Origin of the sequence: Poseidonibacter parvus (genome assembly GCF_001956695.1) — a bacterium.
Lineage (GTDB): Bacteria > Campylobacterota > Campylobacteria > Campylobacterales > Arcobacteraceae > Poseidonibacter > Poseidonibacter parvus.
On the sequence record NZ_CP019070.1, the window covers coordinates 307,694 to 321,878 of the forward strand.

The window sequence follows — 14,185 nt, forward strand, 5'->3', positions numbered from 1 at the left end:
AGGCTTTTTTTGAATACACTAATTACAAACAATCAAACTACAAACTTTCATAATCATTTAGAAGATTTACTTAAAACTTGTAATAGTTTTATTTTTAATGTTGCATTTATTAATTTCTCAGGATTACAGTTGTTGTTAGATAGCTTAAAAACTTTGGAAGAAAAAGGTGTTAAAGGAAAAGTTTTAACTTCTACATATTTAAATTTTACTCAAGTTGAGGCCTTGAGGAAAATAAAAGAGTTTAAAAATATTGAGCTTAAAATATATGATAGTTCTTTAAGTAATATCGGCTTTCATTCAAAAGCTTATATCTTTGAATTTGATGAGGTTTACGAAATATTATTAGGTTCTTCAAATATAACAGCAAGTGCTTTTAAAACGAATATTGAATGGAATATAAAAACAATATCTAAAAAAGAGGATTTGTTTTTAAATGATGTGTTAAATGAGTTTAAAGCTTTATGGAATAGTTCATATAATGCTAGTGAAGAGTTTTTATTAGAGTATGAAAAATTTAAGAAAAATCAAGAGTTTCAAAAAGTATTTAAAGTAAGTGATATAAACAGTTCAAATACTTTAAATAGCAACTATATGCAAAAACAAGCCTTGCAAAAACTTCAAGATTTAAGAAAGAAAAAACAAATAAAAGCCTTAGCCCTTGCAGCAACAGGTACAGGAAAAACTTATCTTGCAGCTTTTGATGTAAAAACAGTAAGACCAAAAAGGTTGCTTTTTATAGTTCATAGAGAAAATATTTTAATAAAAGCAAAACAAAGCTTTGAAAAAATAATAGATAAAAACTTCACTTGTGGTTTATATACAGGAAACAAAAAAGAGCTAGATAAAAACTATTTATTTGCAACTGTTCAAACTATGAGTTTAAATTATGAGATTTTTAATAAAGATGACTTTGATTATATAATTATTGATGAAGCACATCATGTTGTTTCAAACTCTTATATGAAAGTAATAAACTATTTTAAAACAAAATTCCTTCTAGGTTTAACAGCAACTTCAAATAGAATGGATGGAGAGTCTGTTTATAAAGTATTTGATGAAAACATTGCTTGTGATATTACACTTAATGATGCTTTAGAAAATAGCCTTGTAACACCTTTTCATTATTATGGAATTAGTGATATTAATAGTATTGATTATAGTAATATTGATATTTCAAAAGTTGATGAGATAGCTAGAGTTTTAAATGTAAACAAAAGAGTTGATTATATAGTTGAAAAAATGAATTTCTATTCTCATAGTGGTTCAAAAAGAAAAGTTATTGCTTTTTGTGTTTCAAAAAAACACTGCCTTTACATGAGTGAGCAGTTTAATAAAAAAGGTATAAGCTCAACATATTTATTAAGTGATAATAGTATAAGTAAAAGAGAAGAGGCTATTAAAAACTTAGAAGATGATACAAACTCTTTAGAAGTTATATTTACAGTTGATATTTTCAATGAAGGTATTGATATTCCATCTATAAATACTGTTTTAATGCTTCGACCAACTTCTTCACCTATTATTTTTATACAACAACTTGGTCGTGGTTTACGTAAGTATAAAAATAAAGAGTTTTTAACTGTTTTAGATTTCATTGGAAATCATAATAAAGCATATTTAATAGCTTTAGCATTAGCTGGAAATAAAATAATTGATAAAGAAAGTATCAAAATATCTGTTCAAAATAACTTTGCAAATATGCAAAATGTATTTATAAAAATGGATGAAATATCAAAGCAAAGAATATTAGAACAAATTACAAATCAAAACTTTAATCATATAAAGTATTTAAAAGAGCAGTACTATAAGTTTAAAGAGATTTTAGAAAATAAAAGAGTTTTTTTACTTGATTATTTACATTATGAAAACATGCTATGTCCTTTAGCTTTTATAAGCCATAGCAAGTCGTATATAGAATTTTTATCTTTAGTTGAAGATAATGAGCACTTAAAACAAATATGTAAAGATGAGGTATTTATAAAAGCTATAAGATTTATTGATTATTTACTTCCTATAAAAAGAGTTTATGAGTTTGTGATTTTAAAATACTTACTTTCAAACAAAAGCATAGATGAAAAAATAGCTTTTAAAATACTTGGCAAATATCTAAATAAAATAAATAAAGAAACTATAATACATAGTTTTAATTTCTTAAATCAAAACTACTTTGATAAAGCACAAGTTTCAAGGTATCTTAAACTTGTAAATTATGAGAATAACAAACTTACAAAAACAAAAGAGTTTGAGGCAATGTTGTTAAATAATGAATACAAAAAAATATTTGAAGATAGTATTGATTATGGAATTATGCGTTATGAAAAAGAGTTTGAAGCTAAAGATTATGGTTTGCCATTTTTAAAACTTTTTGCAAAATATAATATGCTAAATATTGCACAGCTTTGTAATTTTAATAAAATACATTCTTCTTTTAGAGGAAGTGGATTTTTAAAATATCAAGACGATTTCTTTTTGTTTATAAATTTAGAAAAAGAAAAGTTTTCAAAATCATCATATTATGATAATGCCTTTTTATCAAAAGATACTTTCACCTATCAAAGTAAACCAAGTACTGCTCAAGATAGTGTAGATGGAAATAAACTAATAAACAATAAAAAACTAAATATAAAACTTCATATTTTTGTGCGAAAATTTGCACAAGTTGATAAAAAAACTCAAGGCTTTATATATTTAGGCTTAGCAAATACTATAAAATATGAAGGGAATAAACCAATATCAACTACTTTAAAACTAGAAACTCCTTTGAGTAATAAACTCTATGAAGAATTTACAAAAGTTGTTGATTAAGATTTAAATCATGGAGTTTATATTTTTATAAAAAAACTCCATTTACTAAATAGTATTTTAGAACATAAAAAGTACAAATAAATACAAATAAAGCATTAAAAATTAGTGAATATTTTAAAGTATAATCAAGTGATCTATTTACTATTAGTTTTAAACTAGAAAATGCAAATGCAAAAAATGTTCCTAAAAATAATGTTCCCCATATAAAATAGCCAATATAAGAATACTCTCTTTGAAGCATACAAAATGGGCATTGGTGTGTTGGAAGTTGATAAATATATGTTCCAAAAAAGTAAGTAACTGCATAATAAGAAATATATAAAAATAGTATATTTATAATTATATTTAAATAGATATTTTTTTGAAGATTAACAAAAATACTCAAAAAATAAAGCAAGTAAAAAATCACTAAAAGCATAGTAGTATTTAAATTAAATGGAATTTGATCACCCGTTGAACTTGCTCCAAAAATCACAGAACAACACAATACTGGCTCTTTTGTAGATATATTTGTCAAATACAAAATATCAAGACTTAACTCAATAATAACAAGTATAAAAATAAAAATAAAAAACCAAAACTTTTTCTTTGTATAAGGATAGGTTTTTTCTTTTAAATCTAAGCTATTTAAAATCATCCAAATACCTATGAAAAATAGCAGAAATACTTTAAAAACTAAAAGAGTTTGACCGTATTCATTTGCATCAATAACCCCAGCTGCACACATGGCTCCAGGAACTATATGAGATAAAAGATCAATACTATAAGCAAAATAGGGCATTAAAAATATTTTAATAAGCATGGTAAAAGTAATGATTAAAATCACTAAATACGAACGTTTTTCTAGCTTATATTGTGTTTGTGTAGTTTTTGAATAATCCCATTTTTTTATAATAAATAAAGCATAAAAGAAAGAGATAGCAAGTAAAATAAAAAGTATTACTTGCGTGAATAAAAATACAATAATTTCATTTGATAAAAGTACATTATTCAAACTATTTCTCCATCTTTTATATTTATTACTTCATCAACAAAATCAAGATTTTCAAAAATTGGATCATGAGTTGCAATAATGATTGTTTTATCTAAAGTTTTTAGCTTTCTCATTGCTTCTATAAACTTTAAAGAATTGTCTTTGTCTAAGTTTGCAGTTGGCTCATCACAAAGAATAATATCAGGATTATTTACTAAAGCTCTTGCAATTGCAACTCTTTGTTTCTCTCCTCCTGAAAGATTTGAAACTGTTTCATTTTTCTTATGTTCAATATTTGCAAGATTTAACGCAATACTTACTTTTTCATTGATTTGTTTTTGTGTAAATCCTAAAGGAACTAAAGGTATTGAAACATTTTGTATCACATCAAGTTCATTAAAAAGGTTATATGATTGAAAAATAAACCCTAAATTTGTCGCTCTAAAAGAAGATGCATGTAAATCAGGTAATTTTGCAATGCTATCACCATTTACAATAATATCACCACTTGAAGGCTTAGAAAGTGTTCCTAAAATTGAAAGTAGAGTTGATTTTCCACTTCCACTAACTCCTTTTAAAATAACACAAGAAGATGTTTGAATTTGAAGATTAATATCTTTTAATGCATGAAACTGCTTTTTTGTATTTTCATTAAATATCTTATTTAGTTTATTTACTTGTATCATTTCATACTCTCTTGTGCATCTATAACTGCAATTTTCCAAACAGGAATTAAAACAGCAGATATAAAAGGAATTATAAAAAATATAAATAGTGTAATAATATTTGAAATAGAAATATTAGGAGTAAAACTTACTTCATTTTGTATATTTTGGAATCCTAAAAATATATTACTTAATATTGGTGCATTTAAAAAATAAACAAAAATATAAGCTAAAATAATTCCAATTATAAATGAAATAAAAGCCACAATAAAAGTCTCAGATATTTTTAATTTTATAATATCTTTTATACTCCAACCAACTGCTTTTAAAATACCTATTTCTTTTTTATCTGATGAACTTATCATTGTATATCTTTGATATAAAATTAATACAAAGGTTATCATTACGATTATAAAAAGTATTAAAAACATTCCACCTTTATAATTATATAAGTTCTCATAAGCTTTTTGGATATCTTCTTTTTGAATAACTCTAATATCTAAATGCTGTAAAATCAACTCAACTTCGACATTTGGTCTTTCTAAATCATTTGGAACATTTAATATAATATCACTTGATTCATCTTCATTTATATTTAATATCTCTTTTGCAAGTGAAATATCCATAATAATCAAATCATTTGCTATTAAATTCGCCTCTTTTGGCAAGTCTTTAAAAATAGCTACTTTTTTTAAAGATCTGTCATAAAGTTTAAAAGAATAGCTATCTGAATAATAAAGTTCATCTAAAGTTTTTCTAACACCATTTCCTATAATCATAGAATCTTTATCTAAAAACTTTGAAACATCAAGTATTGATAGAAGCTTATTAATATTTTTATTAGCAGACTCTTCAAATAAATCAATACCAACAATTGTAAAGTATTTTTGAGAAGGTTCAAAATAGTATTGACCATAAACTCTTTGTTGGATATTTTTAATTCCATTTATAGAAGAGAAATCTTCAATCCAAGAGTTTGGAGTATTAATAACTCTTCCTTGATTCATTCTTTGAACTACAAAATCACTTTGTGAGTCTAGTGTTGAAAACACCTCTTTTTGAATAGATGAAGAGATAAAAAGTACTGATGATATTAAAAATACAATTAAAATTGAGATTAAAGAAATCGCAATATGTTTTGATTTATGTTTATAAATTAATAAAAATAAAAAGTTAAAAAAAGTACTAGTTTTCATATATAAAATCCGAATAATTAATTTTTTTTTGTTCAGGATAAAAAGTGTGTGAATAATCTTTATAAGATTTTATTCTAGGCTCATAAATTGAGTTTGAGTAAGAAATTCCTGGAAGCGAAGTTATTGAAGAAATAGTTTTACTAAAGATAATATTGTCTTTATTTGTTTTTGAGTCTATGAATATAAAAAAAATAAAAATAGATAATAATATAGTAATAATAAAAGTGAAACTTTTAGATAAAGTAGTGATATAAAACTCCTTTTAACAACAAACAGTATTTTATCTTTAATTAATTAAATAAGTGTTAAATACTTTTATTTAGTATTAGTCCTTATTACCATATTCAATTTTATTTCCATTCTCATCTATTAGTGGATATTTTTTTTCATTTAAAAGCATTTTTTCATTTATTGCATCTTCTAAATTTATATCTAGTTTCATACAAATTCTTATTAAATAAATGGCAATATCTGCTATTTCTTGTTTTGCATGTTCATGTTTTTTATCTGTTAAATTTGAGGCTTGCTCTAAACTTAGCCATTGGAATATCTCAAGTAATTCTGATGCTTCAACACTTAATGCCATTGATAGATTTTTTGGATTGTGAAACTCTTCCCATTGTCTGTCATTTGAAAATGCTAATATCTTTTCTTTGATTTTTTCTATATTCATGAACTTATCCTTTTTCTTTGTATGTGCCTATTTTTAGTTATTATAAGGCCTCTTATATTATATATATATTAAAAAGTATATAATTATAATAATACTAAGGAGAACATTAATGCCAAATAGACAGCAAATTAATGAATTAAAAGATACATTAATTTTAAGAAAAGAAACTATCTTAAATAATATAAACGGTAGTAGAGCAAATATTGATCAATTAAAGGATCAAGAAATAAAAGATGATTTGGACTATGCTGAATTAGTAAGTGATTCTTTTACAGAAGGAATGATTGCTAATCATCAATTAGATGAGTTAAAACAAATTGAAGAAGCAATTAAAAAAATTGATGATGGTTCTTACGGAACTTGTGCAATGTGTTCTGTAACTATTCCTATTGGAAGATTAAAAGCTAAGCCTTTTGCAAAGTTTTGTACTGAATGTAGAACTGTTTATGAAAATGAGCAAATGAAGTAAAACTATTAGGAAATCCTAATAGTTTTATGGAAGTGTAATTTCTCTAGAATCTGTATAGATTTTATTTCCAATAACAATCAATCTTTCTTCATTATCAAAATTAAAATCATATACTCTATCATTTGTAAAATCATTACTAACATTTATTATAAAGCTTTGTGATTCAATGGCATATAAAGAATCAGTAAATGCAAGTGCATGAATTTTTGAATATTTATATTTTTTGCTAGCAACTTCTTTTAATGCTAAGTCTAACTTGATTAATCTACCATCAATAGTAGCTAAATAAATATTTTTTCCATTAACAATAATATCTCTTAATTCATAATCTTTTGACAAGATATTTTTTGTAGAAATTGTTACAACTTTATTTGCAGTTGCAGCAATTAAAGTTTGTTCATCTTGAATCACTTGTAAAAATATAATATTGTTAAATTGACTATCTAAATCAACCGAAATGTTTTTTACAGATTCATTTGTTTTAGATGAAATAATTACTACTTTTCCATTTAAAGTTGGAAATAATACTAAGTTACCCATAAAGTGTGGGTTCGCTATTCTTGTATCATTTGCTAAAGAAATTGGTAAATACTCTTTAAACAATGTTTTTTTAGTATCTAAATCGAATAATTCAATTGAATTATTTGCATAAACTAGTGCTAGTTTATTATCTTTAAGTGATGCAGCAACTACAATATTTTCTACATCTAATTCTTCGTTTCCAATTAGTAATTTATCTTTGTAATTTGTAGATAAAACTTTTCCCGTATTACTAACATTTAAAAATTGAAATTTTTCAGGTAATTTAAATTTAGAAACACCATCTCTTGTAATAATAGTTCCATCTTCTAAAGTAGCACCTTCTCTATTCATAGAAATAATTGGTGCTTGAAGAGATGATTCTTCTACTGTTAAAGAACTTTTTACATCTTCAGGTTCAAAATATTTCTTACTTCCACAAGCTGTTAATAAAAATAATGCTGCTACTAAAATAAAAAGATGCTTCATAATTGTTCCTTATTTTGTTAATAAATAGTGTTGTAATAAGCTTGATAGTTCAGAAGCTTTTGATGAATTCTGAATTAAGTTAAGCGCAACTTTTGCTTCTTGATATTTTCCTTCATTAACTAAAATTAGTGCTTTATTAAATATTGCAAACTCTTTTAATAAAAAATCATTCTGCATAGATAAAGTATTTAATAAACTAACATCACTACTTGATAGCGCTTTTTGATATTGAGTTAATTCTTTTAAGTAAGTAATCTCAGTATCAGGATACTTGCCTTCTTTTTTAGCTTGTAAATATAAAGCTACTTCATAAAGTTTTTTATTCGATTCTTTTAAAGTATTAAGAGCTTCTTTATCACTTGGATTGGCTATAACTTTATCAAAAGCTATATTTGCAGCGATTGAATTTTGTTCATCATTATAATTTTTTACACTTATTGCTACAACTGCAATGATTAAAATTGTAACAAGCCCTATAATTAATGCTTTGAATTTTTTGAAAAATCTTTCAACTTTTACAGTACCTTCTAGGAATTTCTCTTCGCTGTTTAATTCTTCTTTTACGAAATCAACATTTTCTTTCATACTCATTTTTATAAACCTTTTTTAAAACTAGATGATATATTACAAAAAAGTTTATAAAACCTTACTTTTATAAATTTTTTTGTATAATTTATCTTTATAAATTTAAAAGGTTATATACATATGAAGAAATTATTATTAGCTTCATCTCTAGCATTATTATTAACTCAATCAGTTTTTGCAAAAGAAGAAGTATCTGAAAAAACAAGATTCGAATCACTATCAAAATTAACAAAAGTAATTGGTACTGTTGAAAAATATTATGTAGATGATATAGAATTAGAAGAAATTGTAAACAAATCTCTAAAAGGTCTTATGCAAGAGCTTGATGCACATTCAAGTTTTTTAGATGCTAAATCTTCAAAAGAGATGAGTATACAAACAAAAGGTGAATTTGGTGGCTTAGGTATTACTGTTGGTATGAGAGATGGTGCTTTAACTGTTATCTCACCAATTGATGATACTCCAGCTTTTGAAGCAGGTATAAAAGCATCTGATATTATTTTAAAAATTGATGATAAATCAACTTTAAATATGACTTTAGATGAAGCTGTATCACTAATGAGAGGAAAACCTAAAACAGATATCTTACTTACAGTTGTTAGAAAAGGTGAAAACAAACCTGTAAAAATAACTATTACAAGAGATATTATTAAAATTCAATCAGTATTTTCTAAAACTTTTGAAAAAGAAGACTTATTATATTTAAGAGTTACAAGTTTTGATAGAAAAGTTGTTGAAGGTTTAGAAAAAGCAATTAAAGATAATCCAAAAGTAAAAGGACTAGTTCTTGATTTAAGAAATAATCCAGGAGGACTTCTTTCTCAAGCAATTGGTGTGGTTGATCTTTTTGTTGATGAAGGTGTTATTGTTTCTCAAAAAGGTCGAAAAGCTGAAGATGAAGAAAAATTTGAAGCATCTGTATCAAATACTATTTCAAGACTTCCAATGGTTGTCTTAGTAAATGGTGGTTCTGCTTCGGCTTCTGAAATTGTAAGTGGAGCTTTACAAGATCATAAAAGAGCAATTGTAATTGGAGAAAAAACATTTGGTAAAGGTTCTGTTCAAGCAATCTTACCAATTACAGAAGATAGAACAGAGACTATTAAACTTACAATTGCAAAATATTATCTTCCAAGTGGAAGAACAATTCAAGCAGTAGGTGTTACTCCAGATATTCTTGCATATGCTGGAAAAGCAACGCAAGATGAAAGTTCTGAGTTTAAAATAAAAGAAGCAGACTTAAAAAAACACTTAGAAAGTGAATTAGAAAAAGTTGATGAAAAAGTAAAAAAAGAAGAAGAAAATAAAAAAGATAAAAAAATCATTACAAGTGAAGATGTTTTAAATGATAATCAATTAAATACATCTGTTGGAATTTTAAAATCTTTAATAATTATAAATAAATAAGTAGGAGAACGAATGAACATAAGTGAGATTATCGAGCTTGGTCTTTGGCCACAGTCAAAGAAAACAACTTCAGAAAAAGGTATTTCTGAATTAGAAGAATTAGGTTATAACTTATTTTATATAGGTAAAAACGCAGACCTTTATACTTGTCCAGGAAAAGATGCAAAAGTATTATTAGTAAGAAGTGATAGATGTTCAGTTTTTGATATTCCATTAAATCTTGAAATTGAAGGAAAAGGCGTTTCTCAAACTGCTATTTCAAATAGTGGAGCAGCTTTTGCAAGAGAAGCAGGAATTGCAACTGCTATTTTAGAAGAGCAAATTGACCAAAGTTTAAGTGTGGCTCCTAGATGTCAATTAATGGAACTATGTAAGCCTTTAGAAGCTGAAATTGATGGTGAAGTAGTACAGTTTGAATTTATTTTTAGAAACTATTTAACAGGTTCTTTATATGAAGCTTGCCAAAATGGAAATGACCCTTATGGTTTAGAATTATCAAGCGATTTAAAACAATGGCATAAATTTGAAACGCCAATTTTTACACCAACAACTAAAGGTGTTAAAGATATTCCTTTAAACACTGCAAAGGTACGAGAAGTATTCCCTGAAATTATTTCTAGTTTAGAAAAACTATTCAAAGATTTTACACAATTTGCATTAGATAATGGAATTGTTATTGTTGATACAAAATTTGAAGCTTTTGTAAACGCAAAAGGTGAGTGGATTTTAGGTGATGAAATTTTAACTCCTGAAAGCTCAAGATTTATCGCTTCTGAAGATTTTGATAAAGGTGAGTTTATTTCAATGGATAAACAAATCTTAAGAGATTTTGGAAAAGAGAATAATTGGAAAGAAAAAGCAAAGGCTTTAAAAGCTGGTGAAAAACTAGAAGTTGAAGTTCCAGATTCAATTAAAAATACTATTTTAGCTGGATACAGTAGAATTCATACAAGTTTAAGTAAGTAATAAAAAACTGCTATAAGACAGTTTTAGATATAATCGCAAAATATAAATTAAAAAGGTAACAAATGAAAGCAATTGTAAACGTAGCATTAAAACAAGGTGTACTTGATGACCAAGGTAAAGCAACTCATCATGCATTAGATACTTTAGGATTTAAAGAAACTGTAAAAGATGTAAGAATTGGTAAGCAAATTATCATTGAACTTAACTCTTCAAATGAAGCAGATGCTAAAGCAGAAGTTGTAAAGATGTGTGAAAAACTTCTTGCAAATACTGTTATTGAAGATTATGACATCGAAATAGTAGGTTAATATGAAAGTTTCAGTATTACAATTTCCAGGGACAAATTGTGAGTATGATACACAATATGCTTTTGAAAAATTAGGTGCACAAGTTGAAATTGTTTGGCATAAAGAAAAAAAGATACCTGAAGATACAGATTTACTAGTAATTCCTGGTGGGTTTTCATATGGAGATTATTTAAGATCTGGTGCAATTGCTAGATTTGCTACTATTATGGATTCTGTTCAAGCTTATGCTGCAAAAGGTGGTAAAATTTTAGGAATTTGTAATGGTTTTCAAATTTTACTAGAAGCTGGATTATTACCTGGAGCTATGAAAAGAAATGATTCTTTACATTTTATTTCGAAATTTCATAATTTAAAAGTTATAAACAATGATAATACATTTCTTTCACTTTTAAAAGATGATCAAGTTTTAAATATTCCTGTAGCTCATCATGATGGAAATTACTTTATTGATGAAGCAGGTTTAAAAGAATTAGAACAAAATAATCAAATTTTATTGAAATATTGTGATGAAAATGGAACAGCTGAAAATATTAATGGTTCTGTTTCAAATATTGCAGGTATTTGTAATAAAGAAAAAAATGTATTTGGTTTAATGCCTCATCCAGAGCGAGCAATGGAAGAATTACTTGGTGGAGATGATGGAATTAGAATGCTTAAAGGTTTTTTACAATAAGAGTATAGCTTCGGCTATATACTTATTGATAAAAAGCAAATTATGAAAAAAATACTATCTCTAATAATTTTAGTAAATATTTTATTATCAGTAAATTTATTTGCTGCAAAGAATCTATATGTTTCTTATAAAGAAATACCTAAAAAAGTATACAAAAATCAAAAATTCCAAATCAAATTAAAAGCTTTAATTACTACTAAAAACTTCGATTATATTACAACATCTTTTTCTAATTCTAAAAATATAAAAGTATTAAATCCAAAAAGTAAGTGGGTAAATACATCAGGTGCAAACTATGAAACAAATTTCTTTTTCAAAGTAGGTACGGGAAGTTTTAAATTACCAAGATTTTCAGTAAAGTTAATTAAAAATGGAAATGTTATAGAAACTACAAATTTAGGTGGTAGAAATATAACTTATTCAGATATTGCCACTGATGATGAAAGGTTTTCTAATATAATTGCAAAAGACTTTAAACTAAAAGCTTATAAAACTAAGCAATATAACAATAAAGAATCTTTAACAATAATAGATGTAGATGCTCTTAATTCAAATCTTGAAGATTTTAAAATTAAAGGAATAGAAGAACAAGGTACTTCTGAATTAAATGATAATTATCCTAATCAAAATTTAATTTATTATCTAGTTCTTCCTATACATAAGAAAAAAATAGAGTTTAATTATTATAATACAGCAACAAAAAGTTTTGTTACTGTTACAGTTCCTTTAATTTTACAAAACGAATTAGTTAGTACTCAAACAGATTTAAATCCTAATGATTCAAGTTTTGAGAAATACAAAAAAATGGCATTAGTTGTTATATTAGTTTTATTCATACTTCTTTATATTTGGAAAAGAAATAAAATATATTTAATAATTTCAATTATTTTACTAATAGTTTCAGTGATTTATTTAATGCCTAATAGAACTGGAATTGTAAAAAAAGATTCATATATTTATATCTTACCTACTGATAAATCAACAATATTCTTTCAATTAAAAAATGAAGAAAAAGTTGAAGTTTTAAATAAAAAAAGAGAATTTATAAAAGTAATGGGAATTAAGAATAAGTTTATTGGATGGATAAAGGAAGAAAATCTTGGCAAGAATTAGAGGAATAATACTTTTAATACAGTTTACAATAACAGTTGCAATAACAGTTTTAGCAATGTACTTATTTAGAAATCATACACATAAAGTTATAAAACTTTGGATGAAAATTCAGATTAAACTTTTAGGTATAAAAATTCAAACTGTAGGAAAAATTGATGAATCATGTGATTTAGTTCTGATGAACCATCAATCTTTATTAGACATTATTGTAATGGAGTATATTCACAACAGAGATTTAGCTTGGGTTGCAAAAAAAGAAATTGCAGATTTATTCTTTTTTGGACATATTATAAAAGCTCCTCGAATGATATCTATTGATAGAGAAAATAAAGCTGGAATTATGCACTTATTTAAAGAAGTAAAAGACAGACTAGAAAAGAAAAGACCAATTGCAATGTTTCCAGAAGGTACAAGATCAGATGGAACAAAAATGCTTAAGTTTAAAGCAGGTGCAAAAATGGTTGGTAATAAATTTAAATTAAAAGTACAACCAGTTGTTATGTTAAATACTAGAAATATAGTAGATTCAAAGAAATTAACGGCCACACCAGGAACTGTAAAAATTATATATTTAGATCCAATTCAAGCAGACAAATCAACTTCGTGGTTTGAAGATACAGAAATAAAAATGAATGAAGTATTTGAGCAAGAGATAAAAAGTTATGTCTCTTAGTTGGCAAACTATCTTAGCAATTGGAGCAGGAGGTTTCCTTGGTGCAATAGCTCGTGCTTATAGTGTTCATTTGTCAAATAAATATATTCCTTTAGATATTCCTCTTGGAATATTAATTGTAAATGTTATTGGTTCTTTTATAATAGGAATACTTTTTGCTTATTTTGCAAATATTGCAGTTTCTGATACTCTAAAAGCCTTTTTAACTACAGGATTTCTTGGAGCTCTTACTACATATTCAACTTTTGCTATTGAATCATACTTACTATTTGGAACATCAATATATTTAGCAATTACAAATATAGTTTTAAATGTTTTTGGAACAATTATTGCTGCTGGTTCTGGTTATAAAATAGTTCAATTCTTCTTTAAATAAATCACAAAAAAATTTTAAGCATTAAAAAGTTATAATAAGTCCAAATTAACATAAGGATTAGTCATGGGAATGCCTGGCGGAATGGAATGGATATTAATAGCTTTAGTAGTACTACTACTATTTGGAGGTAAAAAAATACCTGAATTAGCTAAAGGTCTAGGTTCTGGAATTAAAAACTTCAAAAAAGCTGTAAAAGATGATGAAGAAAATGAAGTTGCTGAAAACAAAAATGATGAAATCGAAAAAAAAGCTGAAGCTAAAGTAGAAGACAAAAACGAAACTAAATCAGTATAAG

General features: G+C 25.5%; 16 protein-coding genes. 10 read left to right on the forward strand and 6 right to left on the reverse strand.

Features of this window, described 5'->3' with window-relative positions; genetic code table 11:
• The first annotated feature begins 9 nt into the window (after nt 1-9).
• Nucleotides 10-2,805: a DUF3427 domain-containing protein gene (locus LPB137_RS01535; protein ID WP_076083451.1), complete on the forward strand. Its 2,796-nt coding sequence runs from the start codon at nt 10-12 to the stop codon at nt 2,803-2,805.
• A gap of 25 nt (nt 2,806-2,830) precedes the next feature.
• Here the strand turns inward: LPB137_RS01535 and LPB137_RS01540 are convergent, their stop codons facing one another.
• From LPB137_RS01540 to LPB137_RS01555, 4 genes are all read right to left on the reverse strand, one after another.
• On the reverse strand, nt 2,831-3,799 hold the full coding sequence (locus tag LPB137_RS01540) for a hypothetical protein (RefSeq protein WP_076083455.1): 969 nt from the start codon (nt 3,797-3,799) through the stop codon (nt 2,831-2,833).
• The gene (locus LPB137_RS01545) at nt 3,796-4,464 is read right to left on the reverse strand and encodes an ABC transporter ATP-binding protein (RefSeq protein ID WP_076083458.1); all 669 of its coding nucleotides are present in this window, start codon (nt 4,462-4,464) and stop codon (nt 3,796-3,798) included. Before LPB137_RS01545 ends, LPB137_RS01540 begins: the two co-directional genes overlap by 4 nt.
• On the reverse strand, nt 4,461-5,639 hold the full coding sequence (locus LPB137_RS01550) for an ABC transporter permease (RefSeq protein ID WP_076083461.1): 1,179 nt from the start codon (nt 5,637-5,639) through the stop codon (nt 4,461-4,463). Before LPB137_RS01550 ends, LPB137_RS01545 begins: the two co-directional genes overlap by 4 nt.
• Nucleotides 5,640-5,964: 325 nt before the next feature.
• Nucleotides 5,965-6,312: a nucleotide pyrophosphohydrolase gene (locus LPB137_RS01555; RefSeq protein WP_076083464.1), complete on the reverse strand. Its 348-nt coding sequence runs from the start codon at nt 6,310-6,312 to the stop codon at nt 5,965-5,967.
• Between the two features lie 109 nt (nt 6,313-6,421).
• On the opposite strand from LPB137_RS01555, the gene dksA reads away from it, so the two are divergent.
• Nucleotides 6,422-6,781, forward strand: coding sequence for an RNA polymerase-binding protein DksA (gene dksA / locus LPB137_RS01560; protein ID WP_076083467.1), 360 nt, complete (start codon nt 6,422-6,424; stop codon nt 6,779-6,781).
• Between the two features lie 24 nt (nt 6,782-6,805).
• On the opposite strand, the gene LPB137_RS01565 is transcribed toward dksA, so the two are convergent.
• Both LPB137_RS01565 and LPB137_RS01570 read right to left on the reverse strand, forming a co-directional pair.
• Nucleotides 6,806-7,789: a PQQ-binding-like beta-propeller repeat protein gene (locus LPB137_RS01565; protein ID WP_076083470.1), complete on the reverse strand. Its 984-nt coding sequence runs from the start codon at nt 7,787-7,789 to the stop codon at nt 6,806-6,808.
• 9 nt (nt 7,790-7,798) lie between these two features.
• Nucleotides 7,799-8,380: a hypothetical protein gene (locus LPB137_RS01570; RefSeq protein WP_076083472.1), complete on the reverse strand. Its 582-nt coding sequence runs from the start codon at nt 8,378-8,380 to the stop codon at nt 7,799-7,801.
• 114 nt (nt 8,381-8,494) lie between these two features.
• Here LPB137_RS01570 and LPB137_RS01575 point away from each other — a divergent pair, with 114 nt between their 5' ends.
• The 8 genes from LPB137_RS01575 (at nt 8,495) to tatA (ending at nt 14,184) form a co-directional block, all read left to right on the forward strand.
• Nucleotides 8,495-9,781 (forward strand): S41 family peptidase, encoded by a 1,287-nt coding sequence (locus LPB137_RS01575; protein WP_076083475.1) that lies wholly within the window; start codon nt 8,495-8,497, stop codon nt 9,779-9,781.
• Nucleotides 9,782-9,793: 12 nt separating this feature from the next.
• A complete protein-coding gene (locus LPB137_RS01580; protein WP_076083478.1) occupies nt 9,794-10,747 on the forward strand; it encodes a phosphoribosylaminoimidazolesuccinocarboxamide synthase in 954 nt (317 codons plus the stop codon).
• Nucleotides 10,748-10,809: 62 nt separating this feature from the next.
• Nucleotides 10,810-11,055, forward strand: coding sequence for a phosphoribosylformylglycinamidine synthase subunit PurS (gene purS / locus LPB137_RS01585; RefSeq protein WP_076083480.1), 246 nt, complete (start codon nt 10,810-10,812; stop codon nt 11,053-11,055).
• 1 nt (nt 11,056) lies between these two features.
• Entirely contained in the window at nt 11,057-11,728 is a 672-nt protein-coding gene (gene purQ / locus LPB137_RS01590) for a phosphoribosylformylglycinamidine synthase I (RefSeq protein WP_076083483.1), read from the forward strand.
• A gap of 42 nt (nt 11,729-11,770) precedes the next feature.
• Nucleotides 11,771-12,841, forward strand: a complete 1,071-nt coding sequence (locus LPB137_RS01595) for a hypothetical protein (RefSeq protein ID WP_076083486.1) — start codon at nt 11,771-11,773, stop codon at nt 12,839-12,841.
• Nucleotides 12,828-13,514: a lysophospholipid acyltransferase family protein gene (locus LPB137_RS01600; protein ID WP_076083489.1), complete on the forward strand. Its 687-nt coding sequence runs from the start codon at nt 12,828-12,830 to the stop codon at nt 13,512-13,514. The genes LPB137_RS01595 and LPB137_RS01600 overlap by 14 nt, the downstream gene beginning before the upstream one ends.
• Nucleotides 13,504-13,890: a fluoride efflux transporter FluC gene (locus LPB137_RS01605; RefSeq protein WP_076083491.1), complete on the forward strand. Its 387-nt coding sequence runs from the start codon at nt 13,504-13,506 to the stop codon at nt 13,888-13,890. The genes LPB137_RS01600 and LPB137_RS01605 overlap by 11 nt, the downstream gene beginning before the upstream one ends.
• Nucleotides 13,891-13,953: 63 nt before the next feature.
• Nucleotides 13,954-14,184: a twin-arginine translocase TatA/TatE family subunit gene (gene tatA, locus LPB137_RS01610; protein WP_076083494.1), complete on the forward strand. Its 231-nt coding sequence runs from the start codon at nt 13,954-13,956 to the stop codon at nt 14,182-14,184.
• The last annotated feature ends 1 nt before the right edge of the window (nt 14,185 follow it).

Bases quoted from the DNA above. Each gene is read 5' to 3' on its own strand.
- LPB137_RS01545 (WP_076083458.1), bottom strand. From the start codon at position 4,464: ATGATACAAGTAAATAAACTAAATAAGATATTTAATGAAAATACAAAA.
- LPB137_RS01550 (WP_076083461.1), bottom strand. From the start codon at position 5,639: ATGAAAACTAGTACTTTTTTTAACTTTTTATTTTTATTAATTTATAAA.
- LPB137_RS01555 (WP_076083464.1), bottom strand. From the start codon at position 6,312: ATGAATATAGAAAAAATCAAAGAAAAGATATTAGCATTTTCAAATGAC.
- dksA (WP_076083467.1), top strand. From the start codon at position 6,422: ATGCCAAATAGACAGCAAATTAATGAATTAAAAGATACATTAATTTTA.
- LPB137_RS01565 (WP_076083470.1), bottom strand. From the start codon at position 7,789: ATGAAGCATCTTTTTATTTTAGTAGCAGCATTATTTTTATTAACAGCT.
- LPB137_RS01570 (WP_076083472.1), bottom strand. From the start codon at position 8,380: ATGAGTATGAAAGAAAATGTTGATTTCGTAAAAGAAGAATTAAACAGC.
- LPB137_RS01575 (WP_076083475.1), top strand. From the start codon at position 8,495: ATGAAGAAATTATTATTAGCTTCATCTCTAGCATTATTATTAACTCAA.
- LPB137_RS01580 (WP_076083478.1), top strand. From the start codon at position 9,794: ATGAACATAAGTGAGATTATCGAGCTTGGTCTTTGGCCACAGTCAAAG.
- purS (WP_076083480.1), top strand. From the start codon at position 10,810: ATGAAAGCAATTGTAAACGTAGCATTAAAACAAGGTGTACTTGATGAC.
- purQ (WP_076083483.1), top strand. From the start codon at position 11,057: ATGAAAGTTTCAGTATTACAATTTCCAGGGACAAATTGTGAGTATGAT.
- LPB137_RS01595 (WP_076083486.1), top strand. From the start codon at position 11,771: ATGAAAAAAATACTATCTCTAATAATTTTAGTAAATATTTTATTATCA.
- LPB137_RS01605 (WP_076083491.1), top strand. From the start codon at position 13,504: ATGTCTCTTAGTTGGCAAACTATCTTAGCAATTGGAGCAGGAGGTTTC.
- tatA (WP_076083494.1), top strand. From the start codon at position 13,954: ATGGGAATGCCTGGCGGAATGGAATGGATATTAATAGCTTTAGTAGTA.